This window comes from Streptomyces sp. NPDC051320 (assembly GCF_040682175.1).
Classification (GTDB): domain Bacteria; phylum Actinomycetota; class Actinomycetes; order Streptomycetales; family Streptomycetaceae; genus Streptomyces.
In genome coordinates, this window is sequence record NZ_JBFBAL010000004.1 from 298,173 (window position 1) to 313,875 (window position 15,703).

Annotated in this window: 18 protein-coding genes and 1 pseudogene; 9 read left to right on the forward strand and 10 right to left on the reverse strand. The window is 68.1% G+C overall.

Features of this window, described 5'->3' with window-relative positions; translation table 11 throughout:
- Positions 1 to 19: 19 nt before the first annotated feature.
- The 5 genes from rplW to AB0M87_RS11755 all read right to left on the reverse strand — a co-directional run bounded on the left by rplW (position 20) and on the right by AB0M87_RS11755 (position 4,373).
- Complete coding sequence (gene rplW, locus AB0M87_RS11735) at positions 20 to 343, reverse strand: 50S ribosomal protein L23 (protein ID WP_327295858.1); 324 nt, start codon at positions 341 to 343, stop codon at positions 20 to 22.
- A complete protein-coding gene (gene rplD, locus AB0M87_RS11740; RefSeq protein ID WP_365851771.1) occupies positions 343 to 996 on the reverse strand; it encodes a 50S ribosomal protein L4 in 654 nt (217 codons plus the stop codon). The genes rplW and rplD overlap by 1 nt, the downstream gene beginning before the upstream one ends.
- A 7-nt stretch (positions 997 to 1,003) precedes the next feature.
- On the reverse strand, positions 1,004 to 1,648 hold the full coding sequence (rplC, locus tag AB0M87_RS11745; RefSeq protein ID WP_250299280.1) for a 50S ribosomal protein L3: 645 nt from the start codon (positions 1,646 to 1,648) through the stop codon (positions 1,004 to 1,006).
- A gap of 13 nt (positions 1,649 to 1,661) precedes the next feature.
- Positions 1,662 to 1,970: a 30S ribosomal protein S10 gene (gene rpsJ / locus AB0M87_RS11750; RefSeq protein WP_003948644.1), complete on the reverse strand. Its 309-nt coding sequence runs from the start codon at positions 1,968 to 1,970 to the stop codon at positions 1,662 to 1,664.
- Positions 1,971 to 2,816: 846 nt separating this feature from the next.
- Entirely contained in the window at positions 2,817 to 4,373 is a 1,557-nt protein-coding gene (locus AB0M87_RS11755; RefSeq protein ID WP_365851772.1) for an SMI1/KNR4 family protein, read from the reverse strand.
- Between the two features lie 201 nt (positions 4,374 to 4,574).
- Here AB0M87_RS11755 and AB0M87_RS11760 point away from each other — a divergent pair.
- The 8 genes and pseudogenes from AB0M87_RS11760 to AB0M87_RS11795 form a co-directional block, all read left to right on the forward strand.
- A pseudogene (locus AB0M87_RS11760) lies at positions 4,575 to 4,691 on the forward strand (ATP-binding protein); the annotation flags it as partial.
- A gap of 355 nt (positions 4,692 to 5,046) precedes the next feature.
- Complete coding sequence (locus AB0M87_RS11765; protein WP_365851773.1) at positions 5,047 to 5,985, forward strand: helix-turn-helix domain-containing protein; 939 nt, start codon at positions 5,047 to 5,049, stop codon at positions 5,983 to 5,985.
- A 52-nt stretch (positions 5,986 to 6,037) separates the two neighbouring features.
- On the forward strand, positions 6,038 to 6,625 hold the full coding sequence (locus AB0M87_RS11770) for a Uma2 family endonuclease (RefSeq protein WP_365851774.1): 588 nt from the start codon (positions 6,038 to 6,040) through the stop codon (positions 6,623 to 6,625).
- Positions 6,552 to 6,923: a phospholipase D-like domain-containing protein gene (locus AB0M87_RS11775; protein ID WP_365851955.1), complete on the forward strand. Its 372-nt coding sequence runs from the start codon at positions 6,552 to 6,554 to the stop codon at positions 6,921 to 6,923. Before AB0M87_RS11770 ends, AB0M87_RS11775 begins: the two co-directional genes overlap by 74 nt.
- A gap of 499 nt (positions 6,924 to 7,422) precedes the next feature.
- Positions 7,423 to 7,677 (forward strand): hypothetical protein, encoded by a 255-nt coding sequence (locus AB0M87_RS11780; RefSeq protein WP_365851775.1) that lies wholly within the window; start codon positions 7,423 to 7,425, stop codon positions 7,675 to 7,677.
- A 128-nt stretch (positions 7,678 to 7,805) separates the two neighbouring features.
- On the forward strand, positions 7,806 to 8,339 hold the full coding sequence (cpt, locus tag AB0M87_RS11785) for a chloramphenicol phosphotransferase CPT (RefSeq protein ID WP_365851776.1): 534 nt from the start codon (positions 7,806 to 7,808) through the stop codon (positions 8,337 to 8,339).
- Positions 8,340 to 8,514: 175 nt separating this feature from the next.
- Positions 8,515 to 9,228, forward strand: a complete 714-nt coding sequence (locus AB0M87_RS11790) for a hypothetical protein (protein WP_365851777.1) — start codon at positions 8,515 to 8,517, stop codon at positions 9,226 to 9,228.
- Entirely contained in the window at positions 9,140 to 9,802 is a 663-nt protein-coding gene (locus AB0M87_RS11795; RefSeq protein WP_365851778.1) for a hypothetical protein, read from the forward strand. The genes AB0M87_RS11790 and AB0M87_RS11795 overlap by 89 nt, the downstream gene beginning before the upstream one ends.
- A gap of 549 nt (positions 9,803 to 10,351) precedes the next feature.
- Here the strand turns inward: AB0M87_RS11795 and AB0M87_RS11800 are convergent.
- From AB0M87_RS11800 to AB0M87_RS11820, 5 genes are read right to left on the reverse strand one after another with little or no spacing between them, the layout of a single operon-like run.
- Positions 10,352 to 10,945, reverse strand: coding sequence for a hypothetical protein (locus tag AB0M87_RS11800; protein ID WP_365851779.1), 594 nt, complete (start codon positions 10,943 to 10,945; stop codon positions 10,352 to 10,354).
- Positions 10,946 to 10,951: 6 nt separating this feature from the next.
- On the reverse strand, positions 10,952 to 11,563 hold the full coding sequence (locus tag AB0M87_RS11805) for a hypothetical protein (RefSeq protein WP_365851780.1): 612 nt from the start codon (positions 11,561 to 11,563) through the stop codon (positions 10,952 to 10,954).
- Positions 11,560 to 12,912, reverse strand: a complete 1,353-nt coding sequence (locus AB0M87_RS11810; RefSeq protein WP_365851781.1) for a hypothetical protein — start codon at positions 12,910 to 12,912, stop codon at positions 11,560 to 11,562. Before AB0M87_RS11810 ends, AB0M87_RS11805 begins: the two co-directional genes overlap by 4 nt.
- Before the next feature lie 25 nt (positions 12,913 to 12,937).
- Entirely contained in the window at positions 12,938 to 14,311 is a 1,374-nt protein-coding gene (locus AB0M87_RS11815; protein WP_365851782.1) for a putative T7SS-secreted protein, read from the reverse strand.
- A 56-nt stretch (positions 14,312 to 14,367) separates the two neighbouring features.
- Entirely contained in the window at positions 14,368 to 14,697 is a 330-nt protein-coding gene (locus AB0M87_RS11820) for a hypothetical protein (RefSeq protein WP_365851783.1), read from the reverse strand.
- Between the two features lie 362 nt (positions 14,698 to 15,059).
- On the opposite strand from AB0M87_RS11820, the gene AB0M87_RS11825 reads away from it, so the two are divergent.
- Complete coding sequence (locus tag AB0M87_RS11825) at positions 15,060 to 15,497, forward strand: DUF5959 family protein (RefSeq protein ID WP_365851784.1); 438 nt, start codon at positions 15,060 to 15,062, stop codon at positions 15,495 to 15,497.
- Positions 15,498 to 15,703 lie beyond the last annotated feature (206 nt).

Genomic DNA, 15,703 nt, shown 5'->3' on the forward strand with positions numbered 1-15,703 from the left:
CCGGACGACTCGGACTCCGTTAGGAGACCGGGCCGCCGAAGATGTCGATACGGTCGCCCTCGGCAAGGGTCACAATGGCGCGCTTGGTGTCAGCGCGCTTTCCGAACCCGGTGCGGGTGCGCTTGCGCTTGCCCTGGCGGTTGATCGTGTTGACCCCGGTGACCTTGACCGAGAAGACCGCTTCCACGGCCTGCTTGATCTGGGTCTTGTTGGAGCCCGGCGCGACGATGAACGTGTACTTGTTCTCGTCGAGCAGCGCGTAGCTCTTCTCGGAAACAACCGGCTTGACGAGGACGTCGCGCGGGTCCGTGAAGGTCTTGCTGGTAACGGTCGCCTCAGCCATCAGACGTCGCTCCCTTCGGTCTCAGTGGTGGCCTTGGGGCCAGACACGAAGGACTCGAAGGCGGCCTTGGTGAAGACCACGTCGTCGGAGACGAGCACGTCGTACGTGTTCAGCTGGCCCGGCTCCAGGAGGTGCACCTGGGGCAGGTTGCGGGCGGAGAGCCACGCGGCCTCGTCCGAACGCTCGGCGACCAGGAGCACGTGCTTGCGCTCACTGACCTTGCCCAGCAGGGACTTGGCGGCCTTCGTGGACGCTGCGCCCTCGACCACGCCGGAGACGACGTGGATGCGAGCGTTACGGGCCCGGTCGGAGAGGGCACCGCGCAGCGCGGCGACCTTCATCTTCTTCGGGGTCCGCTGCGAGTAGTCACGCGGCTGCGGGCCGTGGACGACGCCACCGCCGGCGAACTGCGGCGCACGGGTCGAACCCTGGCGCGCGCGGCCGGTGCCCTTCTGGCGGTAAGGCTTCTTACCGCCACCACGGACTTCACCGCGGGTCTTGGTCTTGTGCGTGCCCTGTCGGGCCGCGGCCAGCTGTGCGACAACGACCTGGTGGATCAGCGGGATGCTGACCTTGGCGTCGAAGATCTCCGAGGGGAGTTCGACGGTCCCGGCCTTGTCGCCTGCCGGCGAAAGGATGTCAATGGTGCTCATCGGTTCCTCAAGCCCCCTTGGCCGCGGTACGGACCAGGACGAGGCCGCCGTTCGGACCGGGGACCGCGCCCTTGATGAGCAGCAGACCCTTCTCCGCGTCAACGGCGTGGACGGTCAGGTTCTGGGTGGTGACCCGCTCGTTGCCCATGCGGCCCGCCATGCGCATGCCCTTGAAGACACGGCCCGGGGTGGCACAGCCACCGATGGAGCCAGGCTTGCGGTGCACACGGTGGGCACCGTGGGAAGCCTTGCCACCCTTGAAGTTGTGGCGCTTCATGACACCGGCGAAGCCCTTGCCCTTGCTCTTGCCCGTGACATCAACCTTGATGCCGGACTCGAACACCTGAGCAGTGATCTCCTGGCCCAGCGTGTACTCGCTGGCGTCAGGGGTGCGGAGCTCCACCAGGTGGCGGCGCGGAGTCACGTCGGCCTTGGCGAAGTGGCCCTTGAGGGGCTTGTTCACCTTGCGCGGGTCGATCTCGCCGAAGGCGATCTGGACCGACTCGTAGCCGTCGATGTCGTTCGTACGGACCTGCGTCACGACGCACGGACCGGCCTTGACGACGGTCACCGGGACGACCCGGTTGTTCTCGTCCCAGACCTGGGTCATGCCGAGCTTCTCGCCCAGGACGCCCTTGATGTTCTTGGTCATCTCGCGCGTCACCTCAGAGCTTGATCTCGATGTCGACGCCGGCCGGCAGGTCGAGACGCATCAGCGAGTCAACCGTCTTCGGCGTGGGGTCGAGGATGTCGATGAGGCGCTTGTGCGTGCGCATCTCGAAGTGCTCGCGCGAGTCCTTGTACTTGTGCGGCGACTTGATGACGCAGTACACGTTCTTCTCAGTGGGCAGCGGCACCGGGCCTGCGACCGACGCGCCAGTGCGCGTCACCGTCTCGACGATCTTCTTGGCCGAAGAGTCGATGACCTCGTGGTCGTAGGCCTTGAGCCGGATGCGGATCTTCTGTCCCGCCATGGCTACTCAGTAGTCCTGTCTCTCGTAACGCTCTGGGACCCGGCGGGTACTGCGCTCTTCTCCGGCCCACGCGGTCGGGCGTGTCGCATTCCCTCTTCGTAGATCTCCCGAAGGATTTCCCAACCAAGGGGTGCGGGCCGTGACCGCGAGCCGGGGGAAAACACCCACCGGGCGCCTGGCCGGTACCCCGCTGACGCTTCCCGGAAGATTCCCGTACGTCCGTCCCAGCGCTGCCATACGGCAGTTGGGACGACGAGTACTGTGGGACTTGCTTCCAGTCCTCCCGACGAGAGGCGCGCAGCATCGGCACTCAACCGAGCAACCCCGATAGTCTGCCATAGCGGGCCCGGCCCTGGCCAATCGGGCCGGAGATCCTACTCCCCACGATCTGTGGATCAAACGCGGGCGGTTGGCGACCTGTGGCGTACGCCACGACGCCCGTGGCTGGCGCGCTGGTGACGCGGCCCAGCCGGGGCCGGTCATCGGATCAGGGCCGACCCTGGGTGTCTGGTCTCCCTCTGAGGGTCGGGTCTCCCTGGGCCACCAGGACCGGCTCGGCCCCGTCATCGAGCAAGCCGTCGAAGAGGACAGGCTCCGCAGCTCCGACCCGATGTGCGCGGAGCTCGACCCCCGGGTCCACGGCCGCCACTGCTCGAGAAGTGGGCCGCCGCCCACCCGGCAGCCGGCCTGTACTCCCAGCTGAGCGAGGTACAGGCGGCCTGACGGGCCGAGACCCCCCAGCTGCCCGGGACGGCCCTGGCACTGTCCACCGAGGAGTAGCCCTTGCCTGAGCTGCTTCGGACGGATCGAGCGCCCGCGGTATGCACAGCGCGCCATGCCGGGGACTCACCCAGCGTCGGATCCGACGGTTCCGGTGGCGCGGAACACGTCCCCGGAGTCCAGACCGAGGCGGCCCGACCAGGCCAGGGCCTCGTCGAGCAGGGCGTCGTCGTCGGCCAGCCGGACAGCAGCGAGGGTGGGCGGTACCTTGCCCTCGTCCAGCAGGACGGTCCACTGCCGCGCGGTGAGAGCCAGGTAACGGAGGTCCCGCAGATCGGCCAGGACGGTCAGATCGCGGACGTCGGCCCGGGAAAGGTCCAGGCCGCGCAGGTTCGGGACGGTGCGCAACGGGGCGATGTCCATGGGCCCGGTGGTCCCTAGGTCCAGGGAAGTAAGGTCACGGTGGCCTGCGAGGGAGGTCAGGTCGCCTCCTTCCAGAGTGAGGCGCAGGGACTCGACGGGCAGCTCCCGGATCGGCACCAGGTCGGCGGTGGCACAGCGATTCAGGTGCAGCCGTCGCAAGTGCGGCGCGGCGGTGAGCGGAGCGAGATCGACCAGGCCGATGGCGTCGTTGATGTGGAGGGACTGAAGGGTGGGCGGGACCTCAGCGGGGAGTTTGCCGACGATCTTCCAGGTGCCGAGGTTGCATTCGGGCTGCAGCAGAAAGATGTAGTCGTCCTCCTTCTCGTAGGCTTCTTGCTCCAGCAACCGCAGGTGCTGGCCGAGCAGGGAGGTTATCGAGTCGGCGATGTAGGCCGGGCCGTCGTCGTAGTCGCGGCCGATGCAGATGACCTGGCCGGGGCGGCCGGCGCGGGCCGGGGCCAGGTCCACCGCCAGATAGTTGCCGTCCTCGCCGGTGGCGAAGGGCAGCCAGGCCGGATGTCCGCCGCACCGCCGGACGGTGCTGGGCGGGTCAGCGTCGAAGACGACCGATTTCCAGGCTGCGTCCCAGCCGAACCACACCGGTTCGCGCAGGTCGGCGTGGACGGCGATGAGGTCCTCCAGTGACAGCCACGCATAGTCCTCCAGCAGGTAGCGAGGCCCGCCGCCGTCGGCGATCAGGTACAGCGCCCGCAGGTCGGCGGGCAGGGACCGCCCGATGCGGCGTTCGGCCTCGTCGAGTGCGGCGGCGGACGCGGGCGGCGGCAGTCGCTCCGGCCGCCCCAGGATGGCGGCGCGCCGCTGCATGTACTCGCGGAACCGCGCCATCGCCAGCTCTGGATCGCCTGCCGGGGCGGCGGTGCCCTCCTCCTGACCGGAACCGGGCTGTGGCAGCCGATAGCGGGGGTCCAAAACAGCCTGGAATCCGCCTCCCTGGCCGCGCAGGCTCCCGATCGCGCCTGCGGTCGCGACCAGTCGGTACTCTCCGGACGGCTGGCACACGATCTCCAGGCTGGTGTGTTCCCAGCCCCGGCTCTCTTTCAACGCCTCCGCAAGGCTGCCCAGTTCCTTGGAGGGGCCGGTTATCGGGTTGCCCCACGAGGGCGAGTCGGCGACGGCGTACTCGCCGGACAGCGAGATGCTGTGCCGGCCTGCGGTGCCAGCCAGCACCGCCCTGGTCCAGCCCGCCGGCGCGCTCGCGACGATGTTCTCGGCAATCCGTCGTGCGGCCCGCTCGGCCATGCCATGCTCCCGTTCTTGTCGACACCGCCGGTCATCGTCTCACTGGCTACTGACAGGACAGCTGGGCCACTGCTTCGCGACCGGCGCCCTCGGCAATCGACCGGCATCCGCGCGAGTCCGAACTGCCCACCGTCGCGCAGCCGTTCCTGGGTTCCCCCGCACGGCGCTCGGCGGACGGCGCCGACGCCGAGGCCGGGCGGCGACGCGGAGTGCGGGCGGGGGCTGCTGATCGTCGAGGCGTACGCCGACCGCTGGGGCGTCGAGCCCGGACCCGTACCCCGTAAAACGGTCTGGGCGGAGCTCGATCTCCTGCCGTGACACCACTCCCACCGGGTCGCGGGATTCCACGACCCGGTGGACCGCGACCCGGCCTTCCGCGACGTAAGAAGCTCTCAAGTACCTGAAGAAAGAACCTTCCCCACCCCACCCCGTCGTCGTCACCCGCAGGAGTGAGGTTTGCCAACTTGGCTGGCTTTCGACCCGGTTGACCGGCATATGCTCGCGGCGACGAACAACACCCAGACATGCGACGGCCCCCGGCCGGGACTGGCATCCCGAACGAGGGCCTGACCAACGAGGAAGAAGACGCTTCCCGATGGATACCCAGCAGATTAGCGCGCCCTCGCGCGCATCGTCCCGTACTCCCCGCGGCGGAATCTCACCGTTCGGCATCGTGCACAGCAACCTCCCGCACACCAGCCGCTTCACGATCATCGGCAACCACCTCGCCCAGCACTTCGAGCTGTCCCTGATCGCGATCGGGCTCGCCGTCCACATCCAGTCGCTGCCCACCGGCGCGAAAGTCGGCATCAAGGCCCTCGCCGCCCGCTTCCCGGAAGGCGAGACGACCATCGCCGCCGCCCTGCGCGAACTCGAGAACCACCACTACCTGCTGCGCAGCCGCGAACGCCTTCCCAGCGGCCGAGTCGTCACCCGCACGGTTTCCTACAACCAGCCGCACAGCGCTGCCACGGACCCCGCCCCCACCACAGCGTGCGAGGCGCAGCCCGAGGCTGGCCGCTCGGCCTCCAGTCCCACGGCTTCGGCACCGGTCCCCGCACCGGCCCGCGTACCCACGCAGTGCACGGCCCCCGCAGGATCACGGGCGCCCGAGCCGGACGTGGGGGCCGCCGCCCTCGTCCCCGTCCGGGGCCCGGAACCCACCGCACCCCAACCGGGACCGGAGCGCACCACGCCGCAGCTGAAGGGGAACGGCACCACACCGCTCCCGCAGCCGGAACTCCACGACGTGGAACGCCACCGCGCCGCCGCCGGCCTCCTCGCCGGCCTGCGCCGCCACGAACCCCGCATGCTCCTCGCCGAGCACGACATCCGCCGCCTCACCCCCGCCGTCGCCGCCTGGCTCGAACACGACACCCACCCGGACGCCCTCCGCCACGCCCTCACCGCCGGCCTCCCCGAACCCCTCAACCACCCCGCCGCTCTCCTCGCCCACCGCCTCACCGCCCTCCTGCCACCCCCGCTCCCGGCCACGGCACCCGCCCTCGCGCCTGAGCCGTTCCAGGACTGCGAAGGCTGCGACCGCCCCTTCCGCGCTCCACAACCCGGCCGCTGCCGCGACTGCCGATCCGACCTCGCCGGGGCCGCCTAGCATGAAGGTGACGACCCTTGCCCCCGGGTACAGACGACGAGGAGCGAGCACCATGACCATCGCCCCGGACGACGCACGCCGAGACGCCCGGCTCTACCAGGTCATGCGGGACTTCGTCTCCTCCATGGACGACACCCTTCCCGGAAAATTCGAGATCACCAAGGAAGGGATCGTCCACGACATGATGTCGCCGGCCAGGCCGCACGAACTCACCGTGCTACGGGTACGCAAGCGCCTTGAGGAGGTCCTGCCGGAAGACCTGGTGGCCCACACCGGCACTCCCGACGTGGAGGACGCCCCGGAAGGCATCATGCGGCACCCCGATGTGATGGTGATCGCCGAGGCCGACATGGAGGGCGAAGGGTCCTTCGACCCGCGCACGCTCCTCGCCGCCATCGAAGTCGTGTCACATTCCAACCCGGACAACGACTGGGTGAGCAAGATGCGGGACTACCCACTCCTGCGTGTCCCGGTCTACGTGATCTTCGATCCGCGTACCGCATCCGGAGCCGTCCTCAGCGACATCCACCCCACCCCCACCGGCCCTCGCTACGCCACCCGCAAGGATTTCGTGTACGGCGAGGACATCACCATCGGCGAGTGGACGGTGTCGACATCGGGCCTCCCCCAGTACACCTAGCGCGACGACCCCCACCAACTGTGCCTCGGCCTCGCCGGTCGTTCGCCGAACTCCGCTCCGGGAACACGTTCGGATCTGGCAACGCGCGGACAGATCGGCCCGCAGCGGCCTGCACGCCAAGGTGATAGCCGCCGATCGGCGAACTGCCCTGCTGGGCAGCGCGAACCTCACCGGCCGTGCTCGGAGCGACAACGTGGAGATCGGGGTCATCCTGCGCGACTCGAAAGCCGTCGGGCGGCTGGTGGACCGCCTCCACTGGCTCACCACGCCGGAGGCCGGGTTCCTGCGCCCCGGCTAACGCCCTGAGGCGCACCGCGCCATACGTCAGCACGTCAATCCGCCTTCACTCCTCCGGATGAAGCGGTCGGCTCCGGCATATGCCACTGGCGCATCACACCTAGCGTTTACCCATGGTCAATTCGTCAGAGGAAACGGCACAATGCCACGTTCTGGGTGTGGCCGAATTCCCCGATGTCCAATTCCGCCACTGTCCTGCCCAACGAAGTCACCGAGGTGCGGCCGACCGAACACGACATCGGCACCTTGCTGCGCATCGACTCGGAGTACGGCGAGCCGTTCCTCCTCGCCATCACCATCCAGGACGAGGCGGAACCGGACAAGCCCGGGGCCTGGGCGTGCTATCTGTCCGCTGTATACGCGAAGTACCAACTGCCTCCAGTGCTCCTGGTTCTGTGCCAGGACCACGCTGTAGCCGCATGGGCCTCCCGTCCGGTCCTCATCGACTCCCGCCCCGAGTTCGGACTCACTCTGCGCCCCGGGTCATGGGTCCCCACAACATGCCGGTCATCACCGAAGTCACCGAAGCCCGCAGAAATCTGTCGCTCGCCGCGCTGTCCGCGATCGCACACGCCGACGACCCGGGCATTGGCGCCATCCTGGAAACAATGTCCGCCGCGCTGGAGGACTCGCCGCGATCCGTCGCTGCCCCTCTTACCGAACTCATCGGGCATGGGCTGGGCAACCGCTCGGCCGCACAACAGTGGTGGGATCTGATGGCCGTGGACTTTTCCTTCCGGAAGTCCGGGGACTGAGCATCCCGCCATTCGGTCGAGTCCTGCCCCGGCCGCTGGTTACAGCGACCGCAGCGTCGCGAGGCAAGCAGGACAGCTGCCCCGAAACCCCTTCGAGCGCCGTGCCGGTTGCCTCTAGCGTGACCTGAATGACGACTCAGGTGATCGTGTTGAACGGCGGGTCCAGCTCCGGCAAGTCCGGGATCGTCCGGTGTCTGCAAGCGGTACTGCCCGAACCGTGGCTTGCCGCCTCGATCGACTCGCTGGTCGAAGCGATGCCCGCTTCCCTTCAGGCATCGGACGCCGGGATCGAGTTCGCCGCGGGTGGCGGTGTGCAGGTCGGACCGGCGTTTCGCGAGCTGGAGGCAGCATGGATGGAGGGGGTTGCCGCGATGGCCCGTGCGGGCGCCCACGTCATCGTCGATGACGTCTTCCTCGGCGGAGCGGCGTCGCAGGGGCGGTGGCAGAAGGCCTTGGGCGGACTGGACGCGCTGTGGGTCGGCGTCAGGTGCGAGAGTGCGGTCGCCGCGGGTCGCGAGGTCGCCCGTGGGGATCGGATCCGGGGAATGGCCGCATCGCAGGCAGAGACGGTCCACCGGGGCGTGGTCTACGACCTGGAGGTGGACACCACGCACACGCAATCCCTGGACTGCGCGCGGACTGTGGCCACCCGCGTCAACTGACCGAAAGCTCAGGTGCCGGGCGGGAGCATTCGCGGTCGGTAGGTGGCCCCGGGTTCAACAGGAGGCCGCCCAAGGTGATCGACCGCGTACCGCGTTCGAGACCTGATCGTTCTGAGACGACGGCGTGTCTAACCTGCGGCGATCACTTGGCCGGCTGAATGAGGACTTCGACCGCATGACCAAGAACGCAGCACCCGAAGAGCGCCCGGACGAGGGTTCGCCGGCCGTTTCCCACGAGGAGTTGGCCGAGTTTCTCCAGCAGGCGGAGGACGGCACCGGGCGGGAAGCCGCGCCGAAGGAGCCGTCCGCACGAGCCCGGATGGTGACTGCGCGGCTGCGGGAGCAGGACGCGGCGGTCGCAGCGCAACGGGGCGGCCGGTTCAGGCGGCGGGCGGCGAAGAAGCAGGACAACGAGCAGCCCTGGCAGCCGGAGGGCTGGCGTACCGGCCCGGCCTGGCAGGAGATGAACGGGCGCGGGCGCAAGCGGCGACGGTTCGGGGCCGCGGTGGGGATCGTCGCAGCGGTCGGGCTGGCCCTGGCCGCGATGCGGCCCGGTCTGCTGATGGACCACCTGCCCGGCAGGGACTCCCCTGCCGAGGCCGGAGCCGGGGCCGGTATCGGTGTCGGGGCGGCGGCCCCGCTGGCCCCCGAGACCGCACGCCCTCATCCGCTCCTCCGGTGGACCCGGTGGCCGGACTGCCCACCGTCGCGCAGCCGTTTCTGGGTTCCCCCGCACGGCGCTGGGCGGACGGGACGGCGCCGACGGCATCGTGCTTCCCACGGCCAAGGCGGTGGGCGGCATGAGCAGGACGGCCGTGCGGCACTCGCTGACCGAGATGAAGAAGCTGCTGATAGCGACGAGCCTCGAACCCGCCACGCTCAGGGGTGAACGGCCGAAAGCAGCGCTGGCGGTGCTCGACCCGCGGCAGAAGGACCTGCTCCGCGACCTGAACACGTCGCTGGCCAAACCGTCCGAGAAGCACGATCCACTGAGCCTCTTCACCCGCTTCGATCCGGAAGAACTCACCTTGTCCGGGAAGGTGGTCAAAACCCGCGGCCGGATGACCTTCGAGGCGGGCGACCAACCGGGCACGGTCGACGTGCACGCCGACTACACCTTCGTCTACCCGGTGGTCCGAGTCGGCACCGGAGCGGACGCCGAGGTGGCACGCACCATCGTGCGACGCACTCTGACCGGCACGCTGTACGACCCCGCGAAGTACCTGGCGACCGGCGGGAAGCTGAACCTGACCTACTACGCCGACGATCTCTACAACTCGGCGTGTTCCGTGTACGACGGCTACCTGCACCCGCAGTTCGCCGGCGAATCGGTCGGTACTGCGCCGACCGGACCCGCCGCCGACCCGTACGACCGCAGCAAGAGCCTCCCGACGGCCGCGCCGGGCACCTCGGGCCAGGTCGGGGAGCGCGAAGCCGAGTGCGGGGTGGTCTCCCGTACGTGAGGCGCGTGGCCTCGCAGGGCCACCGGCCCACCTCTCACTCACACCAGTGAAGTCGGCCAACTTCGCCGGTGAGGTGGCCGGTTGACGTGACAGGTTCGGTCGACGGCACCGGCAGGCCCGCCGGAAGCGAAGTTCGTCGACCCCTTATGGAGTGACCAAGGTGACCGAATTTCCGCACCACGGGTCCCCGCCGGACGGCTTCTTCAAAAATCAGTGACCATCTCCTCCAGCATCCCACGCTGTCACTCTGCGCGATCGGACTGGCGGCGCACATCCAGTCGCTGCCAGAGGGCTCTCCGGCGGACGCCGACCCGCTGGGGCGGACGTTCACCGAAGGGCCGGACGAGATCGCCGTCGCGCTGGACGAGCTGGAAGCGGAAGGGTACATCGAGCGGGTGCGGGTGCGCCTCCCGGACGGGCGGACGGGCATCCGCACCCATCTCGTACAACAACCCGGCGGCCGCCCGCGCCCACTTCGCCCGTGAGGCGGGCGCCGTTCCGGGGCCGGGCTCGGGCTCCGCGCCGGGACACCCGGCCCCTGAGGGCCCTTCACAGCGACAGCGTTCCGGCGATGTTGTCGACGATCTGCTCCAGTGGCTCGTCGACCACCGATTCGGTCCACGAAACACGCAGGGTGAGCAAGCCGTCGGAGTCCCGCGGGCGTACGCCGTAGGTGAGGGCCCGGATCACCGGCCGGGAACCGAAGCGCCACTTTCGGTCGCCTGCCATGTTCTCCCGGATACGGACGGCGTCACCGAGAGGCAGCTCGACGTACCGGACATCCGGCTCGCCGAAATCGCCGGCACTTATGTTCTCGGCCAGCCACTCCAGGGTCAGCACCGGGACGGTGTCGTCGGGATAGATCGCGTCGATCTCCAGGATGGCGATAACGTCGTATTGACCGCTGAGGTACCAGCCGAAGGCGCACACCGGTGTCCGGGTACGGCTGTCGGCGGCAACGCGCCTGAGGCTCCGCGCCAGCCGTGCGGTGTCAGCTGGGGGCCGGCCTTCCCGCTCATAGCGCTCGGTGATGTTCTGGGCCTCGTGGCTTGCCCAGTAGTCGAGGTCCATGTCGTCGGTGGCGGGAAGCGGTACCCAGTCGTCCGAGCACTCCAGACCGAGATTTGTCAGGTCGATCGGCATGTACGGTCACTCCATCCAGCACAATGAATCGGCGACGGCGTCGAAGAGCCCGGCCATCGCGTCGGCCAGCGGCTCCAGTGGGGTCGAGAACGTCAGCAGCAGGAACGCCGTCGTATGCGGTACGGGAAGGTGGTATTCCACGGAGGTGGAGTAGTGAGTACGGCCGTCGGCGTCGTCGCCGGGCTGTTCGGTCTGCTTGCGCACCCGCACGGCGGGGCCCGACGACAGATCCTCGATGCTCACTTCCTGGCCCGCCGGAGCACCACCGACGAGGGTCCCGGCCAGCACATCGAGCGGTAGCGGTTCCGGGTGCTCCAGCGGGGCGAGCGTCACCAGGAGGGAAGCCGGAATCGTGAAGGGCCCCACCGGCTGAAGGCTCAGATAGAGCTCGATGCCGCCGCTGCGGTAGGCCTTGGCACCCCTGCGCAGCAAGTCCTTCAGTAGTTCCGCCTTGAGATGCGGGGCGTTATCGACCCCCTGGAACTGTCTCTCCACGAGCGCGGTCGCCGACCGCTCTCGCTCCACGGGTTCCAGCAGGATCCGGAACCATCCGTCGGGGAGCAGCAGCCGATAGTCGGCAGGGGCGGCGGGCTCCGGTTCCCCGGCCGGGTCGGTCATGACGCGTTCTCCTTTCCCGAAATGGGGCGGTCGAGCCGCAGGCGGCTGCTCAGCTGATGCACCACATAGGGCGCGGCCTGCAGGAACGCGCCGATGGCCCCGAGCAGTATTGTGGTAGTCGCCGCGCTCGCGTGTGTACCCCCGAGCACCACCCCGAAGCTCAGCGAGAACATCGAGCCGAGGCCCATAACAGCGGTGGAGGAGCCACCGGCGATCGTGGCGGGGAAACGGGACACCCGACGCGCCTCGCCAGCCGATGCCGGGAGGGTACCCAGCCCGGCGGCGGCCTTCTTGGGCCATCGGCCTCGATGACTCAGCTGGTGGTCGGCCACGCGGAGCCCCGATGTCCGCTGGAGCTCCGACCAGCCACCGCTGCCCCCGGGCCCGCCGAACCACAGCTCCCAGGGCAGCACCGCGCGGACCTGCCCGTCGGGTCCGCGCAACTCGACGCCCAGGGCGCCGCCGGTGTGGTCGAGCACCCGGACCAGGGACGCCACTCCGTGGGGTCCGCCGCGCGGCAGCCAGAGTTCCTGCCCCGAAAGATCGCGGAGCACGAGATCCCGGTCCTGGACGCGCAGTTCGGTGTCCCGGCAGAACCGGACCGTCGCACCCGTTCCGGCCGAAGGATGGGGGACGATCCTGGCGCGCGCTCCGGGCACGTACCGGCGCATCCGTACGCAGGTCCAAACACGCAGTACCAGCCGGGCCACCGGGGCGAGCACGGCCGCGACCGCAGACACCAGGATCAGCCAGGGCGCACGGGTGCCAGAGAAGATGATGACGGTGAGGGCAACGAACCAGACCGCGCCGGCGGTCAGGCGCACGCCCCAATACCAGTACGGAAAAGGGTTGCCGGGCCCCATCGAGATGCCCGGGCGGAAGGACGTGGTACTCGCCACCAGGTGGTCGCTCCGGTCCCGTACGGTGTGCAACGGAATCCCCGCGGCGGCCAGCAGCGCGGACATCCCAGTACGGGTCAGCAGCTGCTCACCGGCGACCAGGCCCTTCGGCAGCTCGCCCGCCTCGGGCAGCCAGTCGTCCAGATCGAGGCGGCCGATCAGCCCGCCACCATCGTTCTGGAACTGGATCTCGCCCCAGGAGCCGCGCACTGGCGGCCCCATGCGCTCCAAGTCCGGCCCGACCGCGTCGATAAAGACCGCACGGGCGATCCCGTCCGCGACCCCGACCGGGAACCGGTGCTCCCCGGAGCGCGCGCGCAGGACCAATTCGCCGCCATCCGCGAAGAGCCGAGCCCGGTGGCACAGCTCAAGACCGGGGCCTCGCTGCGCTACGGGCCTGAGAGCGGGTTCATCCGGCGCAGTTGTGGTCCGGGCCGGGCCAGCATTCATGGGGGTTTCCTGGGTCAGGTGAGTGTCAACCAGTGACGTTGTCATAGAGAGATGTCACGGCGTTATACGCCCCCTCCGCTCCGGCAGCGACTCCGGTGGCGGTGGTTCCGAGCCAGACACTGGACTGGCCGGTGAAGTTGCTCACGGATGAGGCGACAGCGGGCATTTTCAGTGCGGCTGGAGAGATGCCCTTTAGGTCTGCGGCGGCCCGAGCCAGATCGGGATCCAGCGTGCTGATCGACTGAGGCGGCACCATGTCGCTGATGCCGTCGCGCCAGACCTTGCCGGAGAAGGGATTCTTGACCGACTTGAACCCGTCGACCGTGTCCCGGTACATCGCGACGGGACTGAAGCCTTCCTTGACGTTGCTCCAGCTGGGAAGCCATCCCTTCGGCCTGGCCGCCGCCAGGGCCTTCGCGGCGGACGCGCCGCGCAGAGTTCCCTGAGTGCCACGATTGGCCAGATTCCAGGCTTTGCTGGTCTTCACGCCCGAAGATACCGCCTCCTTGAAGAGACTGCTGCGGGCCAGCGCCTTGCTTCCGGCGGCCACTCCCCTGGCTCCCGACATGGCTGCGCGTCCGATACCGAAGGTCGCGACGCCCACCGCGTCGAGGATCACCGACTTCCAGCTTCCCTCGCCGCCCAGCGCCAGGACGAGGTCGGTGGCCAGCGCCACGACGCTCGCCGCCAGGGCGATCGCGTTGGCGACGACAGCGATGGCCTGACCGATGACCGGGATCCAGCCAAGGGCAAGGGCGGCCACACCGGCCCACAAGGCGATCCTGCCCGCCCATTTGGAAATCCACTTGAGCCAGCCCGCGTTCTCGTGAACCCAGTTCTTGAACTTGTCGGTCCAGCCGTCCTTGAGTTCGTCGTGCTCGATGACGTCGCGTATTGCGTCCGCAGCTGCCTTCGCCGCCGCGTCCCGTACCCCCTTGGCGGTATCCAGCGCGTCTCTCGCACTCGACAGCGCGTTTGACGCCTGCTCCTTGTGGTGCTTGAACTTGCGGCTGTCCGGATCGTCGTCCGGTGTGTTGTCCGGCTGTCCGTCGATCGAACGCTGCGCCGAATCAATGTCGCCCTGGGCACTCTCGGCGTCAGTCAGAGCCTTGTCGGCCATCTGCTGGGCCCGGTGCAGCTCCGAGGCGTATTCCTTGCTGCACACCCCGTCGACCACCTTGGTCCCCAGCGCCCGGGAAGCCACGTCGTACCGTTTGAACGCCTTGCGCAGCTTGTCACCGGCGCCCTCGGCCGAGTCACGGAACTTCGTTGCGGCTTTGCCCTGCCAGTTCTCGACAGAGGCAAGAGCTTTGATCTCACGCGCTTCCTTGTCGATGGCATCGGCGGTCTTCCGCAACTGCCGGCCGAGCCCTGCCACTTCCTCGGGGTCTCCGGGCACTGGGTCCGACCCTTCGCCCAGCACTTCCCAACGATGCCCTGCGGGGCGCGTCGCGGTCACTTCGCTGCCGGCTTCCCAGCGGGCTTCGAGGACTTCTTGTCCTGGTCCCGAAGCGCCTCGGCGAGTTCGTGATCTATCTTCTCGTAGGACTCGGCTGCCGTCTTCGTGGTCCCGTACAGAGTCTGCAGCTCTTCGGTGAGTTTCTTGCGGTGGATCTTCCAGTTGCTGCCGAAGTCATCAAAAGCGTCGAGCAGTTGCTGCGAACCGAGCTCCCCCACGCCGTACCCCTGGGAGGGGTCGCTCCGCTTCTCGAAGGTGTCATGGATGCGCTTCAGTGACCGTGCGCACTCCTTGATCCGTTCGATGTCCGCCACTTGGTCACTCACGCCGACTCCCCTCGTTGCATCCCCGTGCCCCAGCCGTTACGGGTGACAACCGGCCAGGACCCTGCAGTACGAAGACCACCACGATCCTCCCGGTGGTCGCAACCGTCAGAGCCGGGAGCGAACGTCCAGCGGGCTGAACGCCCGTCAGGTCGATCGGCACGTGCGGTCACACCATCCAGCGCCACGAATCGGCAACGGCGTCGGAGAGCCCAGCCGTCGCGGTTCGGCGTTCCGAGAGCTTGAAGCAGCCTGGATGCGTCGGCTCAGCGCCGAGTGGACCCGCCGGGGAAGGAGCACTCCGCAAATGACATGGCACCATTCACGTGCCAACTCGAACCACGAAGCGGAGGAGAACAACGACGATGGATGAGCGACGCGAGAGTGAACTGATCGCGCTGTCCGACGAGGAACAGAGTGTCACTCTGCGAATCTTTCGCGGCGAACACTTCGGTGACGGCGAACAGTTCGACGCTCTGCACGCGGAGATCGCCATCACCAGCGCATTCGTGAACGGGAAGTGTGAGCTTTACCTCAGCAGCTACGATATTGACAACTGGAGCCAGACACTGGACCTCATCGAATCAGGCCACAGAGCCACCTGGCTGGAGAGTGGCCGTTCTCCACGCATCATTATTACCCCGGCTGAAGCGAGCGAGAGCGAGTGCACTGAAGTGAGCGTTCATGACGTCACGGCTTCGCACATCTCTGTCACGGTCCCCATTGCGGCACCTGTAACTTGGATCAGCGACCATCGAGAAATGCTCCGGAATATGCGAAACAGGTTCCCACTCGCGGACTAAGCGAGCGGTGGGCATTTGCAACCGTTCTGTAGTGGCAGAGGGCGCTGCAACGCAGGCCGGCCTGCCAGGAAGGCCTGCCGCCGACACGCGCGCTATCAGGAGAAGCAGGGCAAGCCCGTGGTCGGCCCCTGGACCTGCTCAGGACTCGAAGTATCCACATGCTTCCAACCGAGTGACGCCACCCCCCAGCCAGGAGCCATCGTCCG